The organism is Nocardia alni (assembly GCF_019038435.1).
Classification (GTDB): Bacteria; Actinomycetota; Actinomycetes; order Mycobacteriales; family Mycobacteriaceae; genus Nocardia; species Nocardia alni.
Genome location: NZ_JAGPOX010000003.1, coordinates 46,199 through 65,277, shown reverse-complemented (window position 1 = coordinate 65,277; position 19,079 = coordinate 46,199). Strand labels below are relative to the sequence as shown.

The 19,079-nt window shown below is 65.3% G+C and carries 18 protein-coding genes, 1 tRNA gene and 1 other RNA gene; 7 read left to right on the top strand and 13 right to left on the bottom strand.

The window, feature by feature from the left end:
- Positions 1-64: 64 nt before the first annotated feature.
- On the bottom strand, positions 65-841 hold the full coding sequence (locus JZ791_RS02225) for a queuosine precursor transporter (RefSeq protein ID WP_216892413.1): 777 nt from the start codon (positions 839-841) through the stop codon (positions 65-67).
- A gap of 66 nt (positions 842-907) precedes the next feature.
- Here JZ791_RS02225 and JZ791_RS02220 point away from each other — a divergent pair, with 66 nt between their 5' ends.
- Positions 908-1,441, top strand: coding sequence for a DUF4190 domain-containing protein (locus tag JZ791_RS02220; protein ID WP_216892412.1), 534 nt, complete (start codon positions 908-910; stop codon positions 1,439-1,441).
- A gap of 64 nt (positions 1,442-1,505) precedes the next feature.
- On the opposite strand, the gene JZ791_RS02215 is transcribed toward JZ791_RS02220, so the two are convergent.
- The 3 genes from JZ791_RS02215 to JZ791_RS02205 form a co-directional block, all read right to left on the bottom strand.
- Complete coding sequence (locus JZ791_RS02215; RefSeq protein ID WP_216892411.1) at positions 1,506-2,315, bottom strand: RDD family protein; 810 nt, start codon at positions 2,313-2,315, stop codon at positions 1,506-1,508.
- 70 nt (positions 2,316-2,385) lie between these two features.
- Positions 2,386-3,288, bottom strand: a complete 903-nt coding sequence (gene gluQRS / locus JZ791_RS02210; protein ID WP_216892410.1) for a tRNA glutamyl-Q(34) synthetase GluQRS — start codon at positions 3,286-3,288, stop codon at positions 2,386-2,388.
- A gap of 2 nt (positions 3,289-3,290) precedes the next feature.
- The gene (locus tag JZ791_RS02205; protein ID WP_216892409.1) at positions 3,291-3,761 is read right to left on the bottom strand and encodes a DUF309 domain-containing protein; all 471 of its coding nucleotides are present in this window, start codon (positions 3,759-3,761) and stop codon (positions 3,291-3,293) included.
- Between the two features lie 386 nt (positions 3,762-4,147).
- Here JZ791_RS02205 and JZ791_RS02200 point away from each other — a divergent pair, with 386 nt between their 5' ends.
- The gene (locus tag JZ791_RS02200; RefSeq protein WP_216892408.1) at positions 4,148-4,339 is read left to right on the top strand and encodes a DUF397 domain-containing protein; all 192 of its coding nucleotides are present in this window, start codon (positions 4,148-4,150) and stop codon (positions 4,337-4,339) included.
- Positions 4,340-4,438: 99 nt separating this feature from the next.
- Here the strand turns inward: JZ791_RS02200 and qcrB are convergent, their stop codons facing one another.
- On the bottom strand, positions 4,439-6,061 hold the full coding sequence (gene qcrB / locus JZ791_RS02195; protein ID WP_438804475.1) for a cytochrome bc1 complex cytochrome b subunit: 1,623 nt from the start codon (positions 6,059-6,061) through the stop codon (positions 4,439-4,441).
- Between the two features lie 208 nt (positions 6,062-6,269).
- On the opposite strand from qcrB, the gene JZ791_RS02190 reads away from it, so the two are divergent.
- Both JZ791_RS02190 and JZ791_RS02185 read left to right on the top strand, forming a co-directional pair.
- A complete protein-coding gene (locus JZ791_RS02190; protein ID WP_216892407.1) occupies positions 6,270-7,697 on the top strand; it encodes a WS/DGAT domain-containing protein in 1,428 nt (475 codons plus the stop codon).
- Positions 7,698-7,918: 221 nt separating this feature from the next.
- Entirely contained in the window at positions 7,919-9,283 is a 1,365-nt protein-coding gene (locus JZ791_RS02185; protein ID WP_216892406.1) for an MFS transporter, read from the top strand.
- 93 nt (positions 9,284-9,376) lie between these two features.
- Here JZ791_RS02185 and JZ791_RS02180 read toward each other — a convergent pair.
- Both JZ791_RS02180 and JZ791_RS02175 read right to left on the bottom strand, forming a co-directional pair.
- Positions 9,377-9,464: transfer RNA gene (locus JZ791_RS02180), tRNA-Ser, on the bottom strand.
- Positions 9,465-9,541: 77 nt separating this feature from the next.
- On the bottom strand, positions 9,542-10,507 hold the full coding sequence (locus tag JZ791_RS02175; protein ID WP_216892405.1) for a hypothetical protein: 966 nt from the start codon (positions 10,505-10,507) through the stop codon (positions 9,542-9,544).
- Between the two features lie 168 nt (positions 10,508-10,675).
- Between JZ791_RS02175 and ffs the strand changes: the two genes are divergently transcribed.
- Together ffs and JZ791_RS02165 are read left to right on the top strand one after the other, a co-directional pair.
- Positions 10,676-10,770: signal recognition particle sRNA small type (gene ffs / locus JZ791_RS02170), an RNA gene on the top strand.
- Between the two features lie 148 nt (positions 10,771-10,918).
- Positions 10,919-12,205 (top strand): aspartate aminotransferase type Ic, encoded by a 1,287-nt coding sequence (locus tag JZ791_RS02165; RefSeq protein ID WP_216892404.1) that lies wholly within the window; start codon positions 10,919-10,921, stop codon positions 12,203-12,205.
- Between the two features lie 65 nt (positions 12,206-12,270).
- On the opposite strand, the gene JZ791_RS02160 is transcribed toward JZ791_RS02165, so the two are convergent.
- Positions 12,271-13,095: a methyltransferase domain-containing protein gene (locus tag JZ791_RS02160; protein ID WP_216892513.1), complete on the bottom strand. Its 825-nt coding sequence runs from the start codon at positions 13,093-13,095 to the stop codon at positions 12,271-12,273.
- 131 nt (positions 13,096-13,226) lie between these two features.
- On the opposite strand from JZ791_RS02160, the gene JZ791_RS02155 reads away from it, so the two are divergent.
- Positions 13,227-13,802: an HhH-GPD-type base excision DNA repair protein gene (locus JZ791_RS02155; protein ID WP_216892403.1), complete on the top strand. Its 576-nt coding sequence runs from the start codon at positions 13,227-13,229 to the stop codon at positions 13,800-13,802.
- Between the two features lie 41 nt (positions 13,803-13,843).
- On the opposite strand, the gene JZ791_RS02150 is transcribed toward JZ791_RS02155, so the two are convergent.
- The 5 genes from JZ791_RS02150 to JZ791_RS02130 all read right to left on the bottom strand — a co-directional run bounded on the left by JZ791_RS02150 (position 13,844) and on the right by JZ791_RS02130 (position 18,721).
- Positions 13,844-14,416 (bottom strand): hypothetical protein, encoded by a 573-nt coding sequence (locus tag JZ791_RS02150; RefSeq protein WP_216892402.1) that lies wholly within the window; start codon positions 14,414-14,416, stop codon positions 13,844-13,846.
- 643 nt (positions 14,417-15,059) lie between these two features.
- Positions 15,060-16,223 (bottom strand): LLM class flavin-dependent oxidoreductase, encoded by a 1,164-nt coding sequence (locus JZ791_RS02145; RefSeq protein WP_216892401.1) that lies wholly within the window; start codon positions 16,221-16,223, stop codon positions 15,060-15,062.
- A 16-nt stretch (positions 16,224-16,239) separates the two neighbouring features.
- Positions 16,240-17,244, bottom strand: coding sequence for an ABC transporter substrate-binding protein (locus JZ791_RS02140; protein ID WP_216892400.1), 1,005 nt, complete (start codon positions 17,242-17,244; stop codon positions 16,240-16,242).
- A complete protein-coding gene (locus JZ791_RS02135) occupies positions 17,241-18,011 on the bottom strand; it encodes an ABC transporter ATP-binding protein (protein WP_216892399.1) in 771 nt (256 codons plus the stop codon). Before JZ791_RS02135 ends, JZ791_RS02140 begins: the two co-directional genes overlap by 4 nt.
- The gene (locus JZ791_RS02130; RefSeq protein ID WP_216892512.1) at positions 17,984-18,721 is read right to left on the bottom strand and encodes an ABC transporter permease subunit; all 738 of its coding nucleotides are present in this window, start codon (positions 18,719-18,721) and stop codon (positions 17,984-17,986) included. The genes JZ791_RS02135 and JZ791_RS02130 overlap by 28 nt, the downstream gene beginning before the upstream one ends.
- Positions 18,722-19,079 lie beyond the last annotated feature (358 nt).

Here is a 19,079-nt window from a genome sequence, read left to right as displayed (position 1 = left end):
GAGAAGCAGGCCGGGATGACGGGATGGCAGGCCGGTATAACGCGGTGGTCGGATGGATGGTCGATCAGCTGTAGATGGCCGCGCGAGCGAGAGGCGCGTAGCTGGGCTCGCGCTTCTTCAGGAAGGCGATCCAGCGATAGCTGATCGGCATGATCATGATCTCTACCAGCGTCTTCCAGATGAAGCCGACGAGAACGTAGTTGAAGTAATCACCCCAGGTGTTGATCCCGATGGCGGTCGCGGCGATCGAGCAGAACACCAGGGTATCGCCGAATTCGCTGGCGACGGTCGACCCGAGCAGGCGGGCCCACAGATGCTTCTCCTTGGTCTTCTCCTTGATCAGCATCAGCGTGATCGAGTTCAGGAACTGGCCGATGACGTACCCGGCCAACCCGGCCAGCACCAGTTGCGGGGTGGTCCCGGCCACGGCCTTGAACGCTGCCTGGTCCTGGTAGAAGTTGGCTGCGGGCAGCCGGATGGCGATCTCGAAGCAGATCACCATCAGCGCCAGCATCGAGAAGCCGATGTAGATGGTGCGCCGGGCGGCCTTGAAGCCATACACCTCGCTGAGCACGTCACCGATGACGTACGCGAGGGGGAACATGAAGAAGGCGCCGTCGGTGGTGATCGGCAGGATGTTGAGCGGGCCCAGCGTCAGATGGCTGTGGGTAAAGAACTGCACGCCCTTTGTAGCGCAGATATTGGAGATCATCAGCACCGTGACGAACAAGGCCACGACGATGGTGAAATGCTGACCCCCCGCACCGGTGGCGAACGCTGCGTGCTCGGCCGGGGGGCGTCCAGAGGTGTCGCTATCTTCTGTTTGTCTTGTCTCACTCACGAGCAAGGGACGATACCGGCCGTTATCGAACTTCGAATAGGTCGGCTCACAGACTAGTCTGAGCTGATGACGAATCCTGGCGATTCCGACGAATGGTGGAAGCAGTACGGCGGTGAGGGCGTGTCGTCGGAATCGGGGGCCACAGCATCGGTGCCGCCACCCCCGTCCACACCGTCGTATCCCACATACCCCTCGAGCCCCTCGAATCCGCAGTATCCAGCCCAGCCGATGGCGCCGCCGGTGCAGTCGTACCCGAGTTATCCACAGGCGACCCCTCCGCCGCAGCCTTATGCACAACCCGCAGGGTACGGCCCCGCGCCGAGCTACCAGCCGTATGGTTATCCACAGGCGCGCTCGACGAACGGCCTGGCGATCGGTGCGTTCGTCGCATCCCTGTGCGGGCTGCTGACCTGTGGGGTCACCTCGCTGGTGGGCATCATCCTGGGGATCATCGCGATGAATCAGATCAAGCAGCGCGGCCAGAACGGGCGTGGGCTGGCCCTGTCCGCGATCTGGGTCGGCGTGGGCCTGATCGTGCTGTGGATCGTCTATTTCGTTGTCATCATCGTGGTCGCGACGCACAGTAGCTCGACCAGCTGAGCCCGGGAACAGATAAGGGGCGCACCCGCAATGGGTGCGCCCCTTGGTATTTCGAGGCTTCGGCTCAGCCCTTGACGACCAGGGTGCCGCCGGCGAACTTGTCGTGCCAGCCCTGCTTGAGCGGGTCCTGTTCGATGGTCACCGCGATGTAGATCCACAGGCCCAGGGCGACGAGCCATCCCAGGCACGGGATCAGCGAGGCGATGAGGAACAGATTGCGCTTGGCCGAGGCCCCGGCGTCCAGCTGTCCGCCGCCCGGTCCGACTACCCGCAGGCCGAGGATCTTCTTGCCCAGCGAGGTCCCCATGGAGGTTTCCAGGGCGATGAAGTACACGTACACCAGGAGTGTGGACACCACACCCTCCAGCAGACTGAATTCGATGCTGCCGAACCTGAATATCAGGGCGAAGATGATCGAGACGGGAATCCCGACGATCAGCTGGTCGATGAACCTCGCCGCGAAACGGAGCCACAGCTCGCCGGGTCGTGTCCCCTGCGGCAGGCCCGGCGCTCCGAATCCGGGCTGGCCGTAGGGCTGCTGCTGCTGGCCGTAGCCGGGCTGCCCATAACCCTGTTGCCCGTAGCCGGGCTGGCCGTAGCCCTGCTGCCCGTAGGCGTCCTGCGGCTGCCCATAGGGAGCCGCACCCGGACCGCCGTACGGCTGCTGGCCGTACGGGTCCTGCTGACCACCCTGTGGATAGGGCTGCTGTTGCCCACCCTGTGGATACTGCTGGCCGTAGGGCTGCTGCCCGTACGGCGGCTGTCCGGGTTGCCCCGGTTGCCCTTGGTTCGGCTGGCCAGGCTGCGGATACGGCTGGCCGTACGGCTGCCCGCCTTGAGGATATTGGTTGGGGTCGTACCCACCGCTGGTCATGTGTGTTGTCGTTCCTTGTGGAGTGGTCGTAGCTTTGTGGTTGGGCCGTACGTTACGGACTCCCGCGCGGTTACACCACACTCCCAGGGGTGAGTGTCCAGGGTTTCGTCGGCAAATGCTCCGGATGGAAATGAGCGAGCAGCTGATCCGGACCGGTCGCGTTGTACCCCAACGACCTTGCGAGCAGCGAAAACACTTGGCGTGGAGTCTGACCCAGCGCCAACCGGTCGGCGAGAGTGACCGGGCCGTCGCGTTTGGCCAGTCTCTTCCCCTCGACGTTGAGCACAAGTGGGACATGCGCGTAATGCGGCACCTCCCACCCGAGCAGGGTGGCCAGATATGCCTGACGGGGTGTGGAGGCGAGTAGGTCGTCACCGCGGACTACCTGGTCGAACCCCTGATCCGCGTCATCGACCACGACCGCCAGGTTGTAGGCGGGCATGCCGTCGCCGCGGCGCAGCACGAAATCGTCGACCAGGCCCCGATATGCGCCGCAGAGCTCGTCGACGATCTCGAATTCGGTTGTCCGTGAACGCAATCGCAGTGCCGGGGGGCGACCCTGTGCCCGTCGCTCGGCACGTTCGGCGTCGGTGAGATCGCGGCAGGTGCCCGGATACGCGCCGACCGGTCCGTGCGGCGCCGTGACAGCCTGCAGTATTTCCCTTCGGGTGCAATAGCATTCGTAGGTCATTCCGGCCGCGGAGAGCCGATCGATGGCCGCATGGTGCAGCGCCGTGCGCTCGGACTGCCGAACCACCGGGCCGTCCCAGTCCAGGCCGAGGGCGGCCAGATCCGCCAGCTGTCGTTCGGCGGCGCCGGGGCGCACGCGATCCAGATCCTCCATCCGGATGCCGAAGGCGCGCCCGGTGGAGCGGGCGAACAACCACGCCAGCAGCGCCGTGCGCAGGTTGCCCAGATGTAGATCGCCCGACGGGCTGGGGGCGAAGCGGCCGCCGCCGCGTGCGGTCACCATGTTCAGCCCCGTAGACGCGGATTCAGATGGTCGATATCGATCTCACGTCCGGTGTCGAGGTTGTCCAAAAGTCGCTCGGCGTATGCCATCAGTGCTGGACCGTCGATGTCGTACGGCCACGGCCTAGAGGCATCCAGGCGGCTTACGGCCCGTTCGAGCAGGGTCCGTGCGCCCTTCGCGTTGCCTCGCTGGAGATGGGTCAGACCCACGGCATACTGGGCCAGACCCTGCCACAGCATCCTTTCGGCGAACGGCCCGTTCTTCCATGCCGCCTCGAGCACCTCGTGTGCGTTGAAGGCCAGACCGTCGTCCAGCAGGCGCTGGGCGTAGTCGAGAGTCTCCTCGGCGGTCAGGTCGAGGTTGTCCGGAATCCGCTCGACGCCAGGGCTGCCGGGCGGTAGCGGACGCCCGAAACGGTCCCTGGGCCGGGCATTGCGGGCAATTCCGGCGTCATCTCGATCTCGTTCCACCACGGTTCCATGATCCATGGTCGCGGTCGCCGGTGATTGCCCGGGCGGTAGGCGCCGCCGGAGTTTTAACCGAATTATGTACCGCATTATGTTTGGCGTGCCTATAAAAGTTTGCTGGTTATATTTCCGCAAACAAATTTAACCGTTCCGTACTGGTAGGTTGCGCATACTTGAAATCGAAAAGAGGTCGGCGCAACTTTGCGGAAACCTGCTACTGTGCTCAGCGGGGCAATTCCCCGGCAAGGTGCACGAAGTGGACATGCACCGCGCGTCATGAGTTGAGCACCATGTCCGAAGTGGGCCTGGTGGCGGGAGCCAATGGCGTGATCCCGCAGCACAACGGATGAGCCAGTTAATTCTCGTCTCGATGCAGCAAAGGAGCAAGTTCCGTGAAGGTTGAGACAACCGGCGCCGAATGGCGTAAGAGCAGACACAGTGGTCCCGACGGAAACTGCGTGGAGGTCGCATTTCTGCTCGACGGCAATGTCGCTGTTCGGGATACCAAGGATCACGGGCGTGGGCCCGTGCTGGGATTCACCTCCGGTGAATGGGATGCGTTTGTCGCGGGGGTGACACGGTAGCTGTCGGGACGAGCCCGACAGACTGCCGCAACGGGCCCCGGGTCGATACGGCTCGGGGTCTTCGCGGGTCCGTCCCGGAATCCGGCGCCGGATGTGAACTCAGCCCTCGCCGTCCTGGCGGCTGCGCAGCACCGCGAGTTGTTCGTGTTCCTGAGTGCGTTCGACCTCGGTGAGTTGTTCGATCTCCGGTCGCGGATCGGCGCGGAAGAAACTACCCAGGCCCGGTTTGCCGGACAGGCCCAATTTGTTCAGCTTTTTCGGCACGGCCGCGCCCTGATATTCCAGCGGGATCGGATGTCCGTGCCCGTCCGCCGGTCCCAGCGGTTGATGAAGCTCGATGTACTCACCGTGCGGCAGTCGCCGGACGATACCGGATTCGATGCCGTGTTCGAGCACCGCGCGATCGCTGCGCTGCAGCGCGATGCACACCCGGTAGGCGACGGTATAGGCCAGGGGCGGCGCGAGCAGCAGGGCGATCCGGAAGAACCAGGTCGTCGCATTGAGCGAGATGTCGAATTTGAATGCGATGATGTCGTTGACGCAGGCCAGGGTCAGCGTCCCGTAGAAGGTCAGCGCCATGGCGCCGATCGCGGTGCGGACGGGGACGTCGCGCGGTCGTTGCAGCAGATTGTGCCGGGTGACGTCCTTGGTCAGGCGTTTCTCGATCCACGGATAGCTGATCAGCACGATGAAGACCAGCGTCATCATGACCGCGACCCAGAAGGCGGCGGGGATCGTGTGGCCGAAGATGTAGAGCTCCCACGGCGGTAGCAGGCGCAGGAATCCGTCGGTCCACATCATGTAGAAATCGGGCTGTGTGCCCGCGGAGACCTGAGAGGGGTTGTAGGGGCCCAGATTCCAGATCGGATTGATCTGCAGTACGCCGCCCATGACCGCGACGACACCGAGGGTGAACATGAAGAACGCGCCCTGATCGATCGAGAAGACCGGCACGATCCTGGTGCCGATCACGGTGCGCTCCGTGCGTGCCGGACCCGGGAACTGTGTGTGCTTCTGGTACCAGACGAGCGCGATATGGGCGACGATCAGCGCCAGCATGATCCCGGGCAGTAACAGCACATGCGCGATGTACAGGCGCGGAATGATGAGCGTGCCCGGGAAATCCCCGCCGAAGATCAGCCAGTGCAGCCAGGTCCCGATCACCGGGGTGCCGAGCATGATGCCGCTGAAAGCCGCGCGCAGGCCGGTGCCCGAGAGTAGGTCGTCGGGCAGGGAATAGCCGAAGAAGCCCTCGAACATGGCCAGGATCAACAGGATCGAGCCGATCACCCAATTCGCTTCGCGCGGTTTGCGAAACGCGCCGGTGAAAAAGATCCGGCACAGGTGCACGATCATCGATGCGGTGAAAAGCAGTGCGGCCCAGTGGTGTACCTGCCGGACGAATAGTCCGCCGCGCACCTCGAAGCTGATGTTCAGGGCCGACTCGTAGGCCCGGGACATCCCCACACCGCGCAATGGCTGATAGGCGCCATTATAGGTGACCTCGCCCATGGACGGGTCGAAGAACAGGGTCAGATACACGCCGGACAGCAGCAGAATGATGAACGTGTACAGCGCTATCTCGCCGAGCAGGAACGACCAATGTGTCGGAAAGACCTTGTTGATGGATCTCTTGACGAAATTGGCCGCCCGATATCGCTGATCCGCCGAATCCGCCTGTTCGGCGAGCTTGCGGCCGATGAGGCCATTGCGCACTGCCACGACAGTCACCCCGCCCCGGGATAGATTGTTCTGATCTGGCTTCTACTACGCAGCGTAGCACTCGGTGGTGCGCGAATCGATAGGTCGAACGAGACCGTATATTCGGTAGCGATTCACGGCATTCGCGTATTATTTGCCGGCCGTCGCGTGCCCCCGAACGAGCAGCCGGGCTGTCGTGGATCGCCGGGGCATAGCTATCGTCGTCCGCGTGGATTCGCTGGCACCGCAGGATGCGACGAGGTTCTGGCTGTCTCGGCGCGCCTGCGACGATCTGTTCCTGCTGTACTGCTTCACCGATACCGGCCGCTCGTTCGACCGATTGCGGGCCGATGTGCTCGCGCGCTCCGCGACGGTCGCGGATCTGTGGGTACGGGTGCGGGAGCGGCGCTGGGCGTATCCGGCGTGGGTGTCGTGCGATATCCGCGAGGATCAGGTCGTCGACCATGAGCTGCCGGCGGCAACCTGGTCGAATGTTGTCGACGCGGTTGGTGGTCTGCTGTCTGACGGGCTGCGGGCGGATGTACAGCCGTGGCGGCTGCACCTGTTCCGCGGGGTGCGGTCGGCCCCTGGCGAGGATGCCCCTGCGCTCGTCGCTGTGCTTCAGGTCTCGCACGCGTTGGCGGATGGTCAGCGTGCGGCCGCGATCGCGCGGGCGCTGTGGACGACGCCGGACGAGTGCGGTGACCCGAGAGCGGCTGGGGATGATTCGTCCACGTCGGCGCTCGTGGATCGGATGCGGGTGACGCGCTCCACGGGTGGCGATGTGAACAGAGGCGTATTCGGATCCGTGCCGATCAATGACTTGCCGGACGAGATGCGCGCGCTTGTCGGCCTGCCGGTCCGGGTGATCCGCACGATCCTGCGTGGCCTGGCGGCCGAGCGGGCCCGGCGGATGCTGGAGGTTCTTACTGGGCGCGGTGATATACCCCCGCCCGCAACGAATTTCCCGCCGACATCACTCAACCGCCCGCCGCCGCCGACCGCGCATGCGGTGCGCATGATCGTTCGCGACGACCTGCGGGTGCCCGGCCGCACGGTGACGGTGGTGGCATTGACGGCGATCGCGGCGGCTCTGTCCGGATATCTGAGACAGCACGGCGCGCCGGCCGAACGACTCGGTGCACAGGTGTCCATGGCACGACCTGTGGACAAGAAGACCGATCGGGTACGCAACAACTACGTCGACCTGGGCATCGAACTGCCTGTGGATGAATCCGATCCGCGCCGGCGCGCCGATCGGATCGCCGCCGAACTCACCGCCCGTCGCACCCGTGCCGACCATCCGCTGTTGCGGGCGCAGGCTCGGGTGAGCGAGGTGATTCCGGCTTCACTGCTGCGCCGCGACATCGCCGGTTACCCCCTCGACCTGGTACCCGACGCCCTGTCCGGCAACACCGTGATCTCGAGCGTGAACCGCGGACCCGCCGACCTGAGCTTCGGTGGCGGTCCCGTCCGTTTCACGGGCGGCTTCCCGGCGCTCGGCGCGGTGATGCACCTGACTCACGGTGTGCACGGATTGGGTGCGACGGTCACGGTGTCCGTTCACGCCGATCCCGCCGTCCTACCCGATATCGATGTGTACGCGGACCTCGTGAACACCGCCCTTACCGAAACCGTCACCGCGCTGCGCGGCTGAGTGGAGTCCGGGCCTCTTACGCCTGCTCGGCGCCGTGCCGCCCAGGGACTTCTCGCACATCCCGCTCGACCGCCCGATTCTGCGGATGTGCGGCACCGATCATCTGGGTGCATGCAGCCGTTCGAACAGCGAAGACGCAATAGTTCGGCACTCGCCGAACTGTTCTCGGGGCAGAGTTGGGACGCAATGGAGGATCGGCCCGACTCGAAAGGTCCCTGCCCGTGCTCGCTCGCTCTGTTCCGATCACCACCGCGCCGCCGGCCACCCGGCCGTGGATGCTCGCGGCGCTCAGCCTCGGCGTGGTCCTGGTCCAGCTGGACGTCAGTGTGGTCAATGTCGCCACCCACGCCATCCACGCTGACTTGCACAGCTCCGTCGCCGCACTGCAGTGGGTGATCGACGGTTACACGCTGACATTGGCGACACTGCTGCTCACCGCCGGTGCGCTGTGTGATCTCCTGGGCGCCCGCCGCATCTACATCGCCGGGATGGTGTTGTTCGGGGTGGCCTCGATCGGTTGTGCGCTCGCGCCGGACATGGGCGAACTGGTCGCGGCGCGAGTGGGCCAGGGGATCGGTGCGGCAATGCTGTTCCCGGCCAGCCTGACGCTGCTCAATCACAATGTCGCACCCGAACGCCGGGTACAGGCGGTGAGCCTCTGGGCCGCGGGCGGCAGCACCGCGATGGCGCTCGGTCCGATCGTGGGTGGCGTCCTGGTCGACACTCTCGGCTGGCGAGCCGTTTTCGCGATCAATGTGCCGGTTGTCGCCGTCAGCATCGTGCTCACGTCGATGACGGTGCGTGAATCGGCGATCGCCCGCCGCCGCGTCGATCTGCCCGGCCAGATCCTCATCGCCCTCTGCGTGGCAGCGTTGGTCGCGGCGGTGATCCGGATGGGGGATACGGGTGGTTCGAGTACCGTCGCACTGTTCGCGACAGCTATCCTCGCCTTGTTCGGATTCATTGCGGCCGAACGCATATCGTCTGATCCGATGGTGCCGCTCGGACTGTTCCGGTCACATCGGCTGACGATCTCGGTGGCGGTCGGATTCTTGATAAACATCGGCGTGTACGGGCTGCTGTTCGTGTTCGCGCTGTATTTCCAGAACATCCGGCACTATTCCGCCGAATCCGCCGGACTCGCCTTCCTGCCGTTGATGACAGGGATCGTCGCGGCGAATCTGATTGCGGCACGCGTGATCCGGCGATTCGGTCCGGCGCGGGTGTTGCAGATGAGCACCGCCGCGGCGACCGCCGCGGCCCTGACGCTCGCGCTGGCCCTCGACCTGGGGTACCCGACACTTGCTGTCGCACTGGCGGTTCTGGGCTTCGCACTGGGTTCGCTCGTCCCCGCGATCACGTCCGAAACACTGGCCGGCGTCGACCCGTCCCGCTCGGGATTGGCCTCGGGCCTACTGAATTCGGCCCGCCAGTGCGGAAGCGCCCTGGGCGTAGCACTATTCGGCACGCTCGCCGCCGACGATCTCACCGGCGGACTGCGGGCCTCCCTGTGGATCACGGCCGCCTTGGGCGCGGCGATGATCCTGCTCGGTGCACTGATGCAGGTCCGGGACCGACGCGCCTGACGGAGGTGTGCGCACGGGGCAACCTGGCGGTCCTCGCGAACGACTACGGCCCGGGTCGGAACAGTGATCACTGCTCCGACCCGGGCCGCGTGCTGGCGGAGGATAGGGGATTTGAACCCCTGAGGGCGTTAACCCAACCCGCGTTCCAGGCGAGCGCCATAGGCCACTAGGCGAATCCTCCGTCGAGCAATATACCGGTTTACCCCCGTCGGTTACCAAACGGGCCTGTCAGGGGGGTGGAATCGCCGCGATACACGGTTACTTGTGCAGGCCGGTCAGGACCTTCTTCAACTGGGTTTTGCAGGTGGTGGCGAGGTCGGTCTTGTTGGCGGGGTTGTCGGACTCGACCCGGAACCTGATCTTGGCCGAGAGGTTCGAGTCCATCGTGGCGCACGTGTATTCCAGCACGTCGAAGCTGGAGTAGTCCTGTTCGTAGGTGGCGTAGTAGGACTGTTCGCCGAGGCCGGTGAGGGTACCGGAGTCGCGGCCGGTGCCAGTGGTCTTGGTGTCCTCGTCCTTCCACATGTTGTAGTCCGGCGAGCCGAAGGAGCTCTGGAATTCGACGTCCAGATCCAGTTCGGCGCCGTTGGTGCTGTACTGCCCGGCGCCCTGGTAGTTGGCGTTGCACTCCAGCGAACCGCCGCCGATCGTGCCGTCGGGGGCATGTTCGGTGTGCTCCGGATTGGGCTTGGGGGTGGGCGCCCATTGGCTCAGCACGGTCAGGTCGACCAGGCTGCACGCGTTGGTGACGTTGCTCATGGCGTAGTTGCCGTCGATCTTCTTGGTGCCCAGGAGCGAGTTGGTGGCGTTGTTCGTCGCGTGCACGGTGACCATGACGAGCACGACCGCGATGATCACCACCACGCCGACCACGCCGCCGATGATCCACAGCGCGTTGTTGTTGCGCCGGGGCGGCTGTGGATACTGCTGACCGGTGTATCCGGGCTGTGCCTGCGCGATCGGCTGCGGCCCCGGTGTCGGCTGCACGTACGACGTCGGTGCGTAGCTCTGCTGTGGATAGGACTGCTGGGAGTGCGGCTGCTGGGCGTAGGGCTGTGCGTAACCCGGGGCGCCGAACTGCTGACCCGACGTGCCGAACTGGTGACCCGCGCCCAGGATGGTCGGGTCCGCGCCGGTGACCGAGGCGCCCGAACTACTGGTCGCGGGCGTGGACCACCACTGCAATTCGTCGTCGGGCGGATCCTGCGGCGGGTTGTCTGTCACACTTCATCCCTCGGTCATGGCGCCGAAGCCCCCTGGAGAAAACGTCTGAGAGATCGTAGCGAGTCGACAGCGTGACGTCGCGCACGATTTTCCGCACGACCGCACCCGTCCGGGCGCCTTCCCGAACCCCCCTGTAGAACCGGTGCGGGGCGAACCGCTACACTTTCGGACGGATCCCGCGCGGCGCGCATCCTGTGAACTCCCCCAGGGCCGGAAGGCAGCAAGGGTCAACGGGCTCTGCCGGGTGCGCGGGGTCCCCTTATATCCCATTCACCGCGAACCCGCCGGGTGGAGCGGGTGTCACAATTCCCCTTGCCCCATCTGCCCGGTTCCCGAGTAACGTGGACGCCTGGACTGGCTCGGCCCCGTCCTTGAATCTCCCACGTCGCTGCTTGGAAAGGCTGTTGAGTGATGCCCCGGCAAACGCAGATCGGTTTGATGAGCCATGCGGAACTCGTATCCGAACACGAGACGCAGACCGCGAACTACGCGAAGCTCCAGACCGAGAAGCTCACGCTGGATCTGACCCGAGGCAAGCCCTCGCCGGAGCAGCTCGACTTATCCCAGGATCTGCTCACCCTGCCGGGCGGTGAATTCCGCGATGCCGCGGGTACCGATCTGCGCAATTACGGTGGTCAGCAAGGACTTCCGGAGCTGCGCGCGATCTTCGGCGAGCTGCTCGGCATTCCGGTGGCCAATCTGCTGGCCGGCAACAACTCCAGCCTCGAGCTGATGCACGAGATCGTGACCTTCTCACTGCTCTACGGCACCCCCGATTCCGCGCGTCGCTGGGTGGACGAGCCGGTCGTGAAGTTCCTGTGCCCGTACCCCGGCTACGACCGGCATTTCACGATGACGCAGTCGCTGGGCATCGAGATGATCCCGATCGCGATCGGCCCCGACGGCCCGGACGTGCACACCATCGCCGATTTGGTGGCGACCGATCCGCAGATCAAGGGCATGTGGGTGGTGCCGAACTACTCCAACCCCACCGGCGTCACCATTTCCGAAGAGAGTGCGCGCCAACTGGTTTCGATGCCCGCGGCGGCTCCGGACTTCCGGATCCTGTGGGACAACGCCTATGCGGTACACCCGCTGACCGATACCGCCGAGCCCTCGCTCGATGTGCTCGGCATGGCCGCGGCGGCCGGAAACCCCAACCGCCCCATCGTCTTCGCCTCGACCTCGAAGATCACCTTCGCGGGTTCGGGGGTCAGCTTCCTCGGCGGCTCCACCGCCAACCTGGACTGGTATCTGAAGAATGCCATCAAGAAGAGCATCGGCCCGGACAAGATCAACCAACTGCGCCACGTGAAGTTCTTCAAGGACGCCGACGGTGTCCGCGCGCACATGCAGAAGCATCGGGCGATCCTGGAGCCGAAGTTCAAGCTGGTCCTGCGAATTCTGGAGGAGCGCCTCGGCGCGTCCAAGATCGCGTCGTGGACCGAGCCGAAGGGCGGCTATTTCATCAGCCTCGATGTGCTCGAGGGCACCGCGGCCAAGGTCGTCGCCCTGGCCAAGGAGGCCGGAATCGCGCTGACCCCGGCGGGTTCGGCCTATCCTTACGGAAAAGACCCGGAGGACAAGAACATTCGCATCGCGCCCAGCTTCCCGCCGCTGGCCGATCTGGAGAAGGCGATGGACGGGCTGGCCACCTGCGTACTGCTCGCGGCGACCGAGAAGCTGATCGAGAAGTAGGATCCCGTCGACACGAGGCCGTCCCGCTCGATATCGCGCGGGGCGGCCTCCTGCGTCGTCGGAATCTATTCCGGCTTGTGTGCCAAGACAGCGAACATGGTCACCGACAGGTGGATGTCCCCGGACTCGGCGCCGCGTTCCAGATCGGTCAGCAGATCCTCGCGCTGCTGCTCGGTGATCGCGCCGCGCGCCACCGCCATAGCGGAGATGCGGGCCACCAGTGCACCGGCCCCGAAGCCGGCGTCCTGTACCAGCGCGTGCGAACCGACCTCATCGATCACCAAGCCCGCCCGGTGCAGCAGCCCGGACAAGCGGCGGCCGGAGAACGGGTTGGTGGTGTTGGTGACCAGCGTCTCGATCACCTGGTGCACCACCTGGCGGTTGCCGGGATGCACGATCGCGGTGCCCCAGTCGCTGTCCATCACCACGACCCGGCCGCCGGGCCGCAGCACACGCGCGATCTCGGCGGCGGCCCGGGCGGGCGCGGTCAGATGCTGCAGGACCCGCTCGCACAGCGCGGCGTCGAAGGACTCCGGGCCGAAGGGCAGGCCGTAGGCGTCGCCGGTGGCGAATTTCGCGGTCGAGGCGGCCTCGGCGGCGCGGCGTTCGGCGGCGGCGAGCAGATTCGGGTCGGGTTCCACGCCGACCGCATGGCCGGTGGGTCCGACCGCCTCGGCGAAGGCGAGGACCTCCGATCCGCTGCCGGAGCCGATATCGACCGCGCTCTCCCCGGGCGCGACGGCCAGGGCCTCATGGGCCCAGGACCGCAGTCCGTGAATTCCGGGGAGCGCGGCCTGCAGGTCGCGGACGTCTATGAGCTGGTCGTGCCCGTCGCGGTCGAACCGGTCCGGTCGGCGGGCGGGAGTTGCGGTGCTGTGTGTGGGCGCCATATCTCTTGCCGTTCTATCTGTCGGCGCCATGTCCACTGTGGGTCTCACCAGAGTGTCAGGCATGCGCAGAGCCTACGTGCCAGGGGTGGCTACCCGCCGGTTTCATTGTGCGAGGCGTCATAATTACGGCCATGGTCACTCAGCTGTGTCTTGCGCAGGAGCCGGAGGCGGACGAGTTGCTCTCTCGCGACAATTTCGCCCTGCTGGTCGGAATGCTCCTCGACCAGCAGTTCCCGATGGAGCACGCGTTCCGGGGGCCGCGCAAGCTCGCCGAGCGAATGGACGGATTCGATATCCGGCGGATCGCCGAGGCCGATCCGGACGAATTCGAGGAGCTCGGCGCCACGCCGCCGGCCATTCACCGGTACGGGCGATCGATGGCGCGGCGGGTGCAGGAGCTGGCCCGATATGTGATGGAGAATTACGACGGGCAGGCCGAAAACCTGTGGACCGACGGCGATCCCGACGGCAAAGAGGTTTTGAAGCGGCTGAAGGCGCTGCCCGGGTTCGGCGATCAGAAGGCGCGAATCTTCCTGGCGCTGTTGGGAAAACAGCGTGAGGTGCGGCCGAAGGGATGGCAGGCGGCGGCGGGGGCCTACGGAGACAAGGGTTCGCGACGGTCGGTCGCCGACGTGACCGACGCCGAATCGCTCTCGCAGGTAAGGGAATTCAAGAAGCAGGCGAAGGCTGCGGCCAAAGCGAAATAGCTCCGGCATCGGGCCTACGTGCCTGGATCATCGAGTGCTGCTCACCCTTGCTGTTCGATCGGAGCCTGTGCGCCGGTGCGCTTGCGAAGACTCGAGGCGACCGCCGTCAGCGCGCCGCCGAATGCGATCGCGCCGCCGAGCAGGGCGGCGGCGGCGAGACCCGCGCTCGTGATCTGTGTGCTCTGCTGCGATGTGTCGTTGCTCTGGAACAGTCCCATGATGCCGCCGGTGCCCCCTTGATCGCTCTCGACCATTGTGCGCAGGTCCGTTGTCTCGCCGCCGAGGTACAACAGATCGGCGAGCACGAAAATCGCGGTGGCGACGGCCGAACACAGCACCAGAAAAGACAGTTCGCTGCTGCGATATTTCAGATTCAGCGCCACGGCCGTGATCGTCACCATCGCGGTGAGAGTGGCGAGGATCGCCCAGCAACCACTGATCTGCGCCTGACTACCGCCGCCCGGTAGCCAGCTGGTGAAACTCTCGCTCGCGCCGTTGAGTTGGCCGAAAGCATTCGAGCTCAGTCGGCCTTTCGGGCCGGATGCCGTCAGCCACGGACGGAACATCAGGACGACGGCGAGCGCCCCCGCGAAGGCCGCGGCTATTTCGCCCATGCCAGGCGCGCCCGTGCCGGGCCAGGGTGCCGAACCAGCCTGTACCGCAATATAATTGGGCCGCCGCTCGAGTGCGGTTTGGCCTGCTGAATCATCGCTTACCTGCCAAATTGTCGAAGAGATCATTATTCCAACCGATTTTTACATCGCACTGTGCGAAAGTATGTGAGTTCGTACACGTGCGGTGAATTTCCTACAATGAACGGCTGCAACGGCGTCGGTGCTCATTGCAGTTGGAACGTTAATCCGGTGTCTGACCAGGATCAACGTGGCTCGAATCCTATCGAGACCCGGCCCACAGTTAAGTGCTGGCGTTTCGGATAAACTCCGGGCGCTGAAGATGATGACGAATCATGTTGTCGGTCGGTTGGATTCGTATCCCCGCGATGCTCCGGCGCCGCCCTGCCGCAGAGCATTACATACTTCCGGTCTCTCGCTCTTGTGACGGAGAAGACAGCGAAATGGCCTCTGTCGACGGGGTGGATCAGATGTCGTCCCCGGCGGGGTATTCCCAATTCTGAGAAGGTCGATTTTCGCGGTACTATGTCGGACTTTCGTCCGGCTGAAGCGAATGCTGAATGCCGTTGGAAAAGCAAAGGTTCCGGCGGCGTCAACGCCACCGGAACCTTTATGCCCCGGTTGGTCAGCTGCTGCTGGCGGCGGCCTCGGTGAAGGTTCCGGCGAAGGGGGTTCCGGTCGGGCCGGCGGGGCGCTCGATGGCGGGCTTCCACAGGCCGCGCCGCTGCAGGATCGGCAGCACGCCCTCGCCGAACCAGTACGCCTCCTCGACGTGCGGGTAGCCGGACAGGATGAACTGGGTGATGCCCAGGCGGGAGTATTCGATGAGGCGCTCGGCCACCTCTTCGTGCGAGCCGACCAGGGCGGTGCCCGCACCACCGCGGACCAGGCCGACGCCCGCCCACAGGTTGGGGGCGATCTCCAGTCGATCGGTGCTGCCGCCGTGCAGTTCGGTCATCCGGCGCTGCCCCTCGGAGTCGGAGCGGGCCAGATTCGACTGGACGCGTTCGATTTCCGCGGGATCGATCGACTCGAGCAGCCGATCCGCCTCGGCCCAGGCCTGTTCGGAGGTGTCGCGGGTGATGACGTGGATGCGCAGGCCGTAATCGAGCCTGCGGCCGTGGTCCACCGCTAGGCTGCGAATCCACTCCAGCTTCTTGCTCACCGCGAAAAGCGGTTCACCCCAGGTGAGATAGGTATCGGCGTAGCGGGCGGCCACCGGACCGGCCGCGGCGGAGGAACCGCCGAAGAACACCGGGGGCACCGGGTCGGGGTGGTTGTTCAGCAGGGCGTCCTGCACGCGAAGATGCTTGCCCTCGAAGCTGATCGGCTCCCGCGAGGACCAGAGTTCGCGCACCACATGCAGGAATTCGCCGGTGCGCTCGTAACGCTGCTCCTTGTCCAGGAAGTCGCCGTAGGCCCGCTGCTCGTGCGGCTCGCCGCCGGTGACGACGTTGAGCAGCAGCCGCCCGTTCGAATGCCGCTGGAAGGTTCCGGCCATCTGCGCGGCCAGCGTCGGGCTGACCAGGCCCGGCCGGAACGCCACCAGGAACTTCAGTGTCTCGGTGGTCTCCACGAGCATCGCCGTGGTGAGCCAGGCGTCCTCACACCAGGCGCCGGTCGGGGTGAGTACACCCTCGAATCCGTTTTCCTCCGCAGCGCCGGCGATTTGGTTGAGATAACGCAGCGAGGCCGGGCGGTCACCCCGCATCGAGGTGCCGTGGCCGCCCGCGATCAGATTGCGCGAGTCGCCGTAGGTGGGCAGAAACCAGTGGAAGGACAGGCTCATTCGAGGCACGCTCCGTTCAGGGGGTGGTGGGGAATAAATCGTTGAAGCGGGTGTCGACGTAGTCGGAGATCGTCACCTTGCCCGGAATCAGCCCGGCACCGGCGAAGGCGTCGGCGACCTGCTGCTCGGAGGCGATGGACGCGGCGTTCAACGGATGATCGGTGTAGAGGTCGCGTTTCACCGCGACGGTGGCGACCGACGGGGGCAACCCGGAGGTCTGGGCGTAGGTCTGCGCCCACTGGTCCGGATCAGCGTCCACCCAGCCGTGCGCCTTGGAGATGCGCTGCATCAGATCGTGCAGGGCCGCGGTCTTGGCCTTGCTCGCCAGCGCCTTGGTACCCGCGACGCCGTACGAGTCCGGCCCGACATAGCCGTTGCCATCGACCAGGATTCGCGCGCCGGCCTGCTGCTGTCCCTGCGCCGAGTAGGGGTCCCAGATCGCCCAGGCATCGACACGCCCGGTGGACAGCGCCGCGAGCGCGTCGGCCGGTTGCAGGTATTCGGCCTGAACGTCCCCGAATTTCAGGTTGTTCTTGGCCAGCACCTCGAGCAGGTGGTAGTGCGCGGAGCTGCCCTTGGCCACCGCGATCTTCTTGCCGCGCAGGTCCGCCGGGGTGTGAATGGCCGAATCCTTGGGTACCAGAATATCTTGGCCACCGAGTCCCTGTGCGTAGCCGGTGACGATCTTGATCGCCGAATGCGCCGCCGCGGCGAACACCGGGGGTGCGTTGCCGACGGCCCCGAAGTCGACCGCACCGGAGTTGATCGCCTCCAGGATCGGCGGGCCGGAGGTGTATTGCGACCAATTGATGTGGTACGGAACGTCTTTCAGCTCACCGGAGGCCTGGAGCAGGGCCTGGAGGCCGGTGCCCTTCTGATCACCGAGATTCAGCGTCACCTTCGACAGGTCGACGCTGCCGTCGGTGCGGACCGCGGCATCGGACCCGTCGTTCGACGAACATGCGGCGGTGGCCAGAGCGGCGGTCAGCGCAAGCGCGGCAAACAGTTTGCGTGTGATCATGCGAATCCTTCTTCGGCGCTGACGCCGAGTTCGGTGAGCAATTCGGCGCGTAGGGCGGCGAATCGGGGGTGTTCGCGGCGGCGCGGGCGAGGAAGGTCGACCGTGATCTCCTTGGCGATGCGGCCCGAGCCCAGCACCAGGGCTCGATCGGCCAGCAGCAGCGCCTCGTCCACATCATGGGTGACCAGCAGCACACCCGGACGGTGCCGGGACCACAGCTCGAGCACCAGCGAATGAATCGTGATGCGGGTCAATGCGTCCAGGGCGCTGAATGGTTCGTCGAGCAGCAGCAGATCCGGCTCGCGGACCAGCGCCCGGGCCAGGGAGGCGCGCTGTGCCTCACCGCCGGACAGCGTCAGGGGCCAGGCGTCCGCGCGCTCGGTCAGACCGACCTCCGCCAGCGCTTCCCGGGCCGCCTTCTGCGGATTCGGGCGGCGCAGCCCGAGCGTTATGTTGGCGTGCACCCGCTTCCACGGCACCAGGCGTGGTTCCTGGAAGGCGACGGCGACGTCACCGTCCACGTTCAGCTCGCCCTCGTGGGTGGTGTCCAGGCGGGCCAGCGCGCGCAGCAGGGTGGACTTGCCGGTGCCGCTGCGGCCCAGCAGTGCGACGAACTCGCCGCGGTCGATGTCCAGGTCGATGCCGTCCAGTACCGTTCGATCGCCGAATGCCTTGGTCAGGCCCCGGATTCGAGCGACGGGCGCCGGGCCGGGAGTTTCCGGGGCGGCGGCCGTCGCGCTCAGCTCGCCAAGAATCCGCGTCGCCATGCCAGCGCCTTTCTTTCGATGAGTCGCACAATCGAATCGGTGATCAGGCCCAGCAGGCTGTAGACCAGCAGTCCGACGACGATGATGTCGGTGCGCAGGAAATCCCGGGCGTTGTCGATCAGATAGCCCAGGCCCGCATCGGCATTGACCTGTTCGGCCACGATCAGGGCGAGCCAGGAGGCCGCGAGTGCCAGCCGCAGGCCGACCAGCGCCTGCGGTAGCGCGCCGGGCAGCACGATGTGCCGGATCAGCCCGAATTTCGACAGCTGCTGCACCTGCGCGAGTTCGGCGAGTTTCCCGTCCACACTGCGGATTCCGGCAAAGGTGTTGATGTACAACGGGATCGCGACACCGAATGCCACGAGTACGACCTTGGGCAGCTCACCGATACCGAACCACAGGATGAACAGCGGGATCAGCCCGTAGAACGGCAGCATGCGCAGCATCTGCAGCGGCGGATCGAGGATCTGCTCGCCGATCAGGCTCAGCCCGGCGATCAGGGCCAGTCCGATGCCGACCACCGCGCCGATGCCGAAGCCGATCACCGCGCGTTGCAGGGATATCACGATCGCGTGCGGCAGCGTGCCGTCGCGTGTGATGTCGATCGCGGTGCTGACCACGGTCGTCGGGGCGGTGAGCAGGCGTTGCGGCAGGATGCCGGTGCTGCTGGCGAGCTGCCACACCACCACGATCAGCACCGGACTGACCATCCGGGCCCAGCGGGCCGATGGCAGATGACGCGGGCGAACGGATGTCGGCCGCAGGGTAGTCGAAGACAACGCGGTACCTCATGCGGTGATGTGGACAGGTTGGTGGGGCCGAAGGTCGGCGATCCAACATCCGATGCTGCCAACCCCGGGTGGGCTGGTCACTGGTTGAAATCTCTGTGTTTCTTAACCTGGCCGGACGGTCGCGGAGTGCTCACGACTTGCACGTTGCTACCGGCCGTGCTGGTCCGGTCCAGCTCCCGCCGGGTGAGACCTGCTTTCCGTGGGTTGTGTGCCAGGAGTGTGCCAGTTCGATGATGCAGTAATTCTGCAGTATTCGATTATCGGCGTCAGAATTACG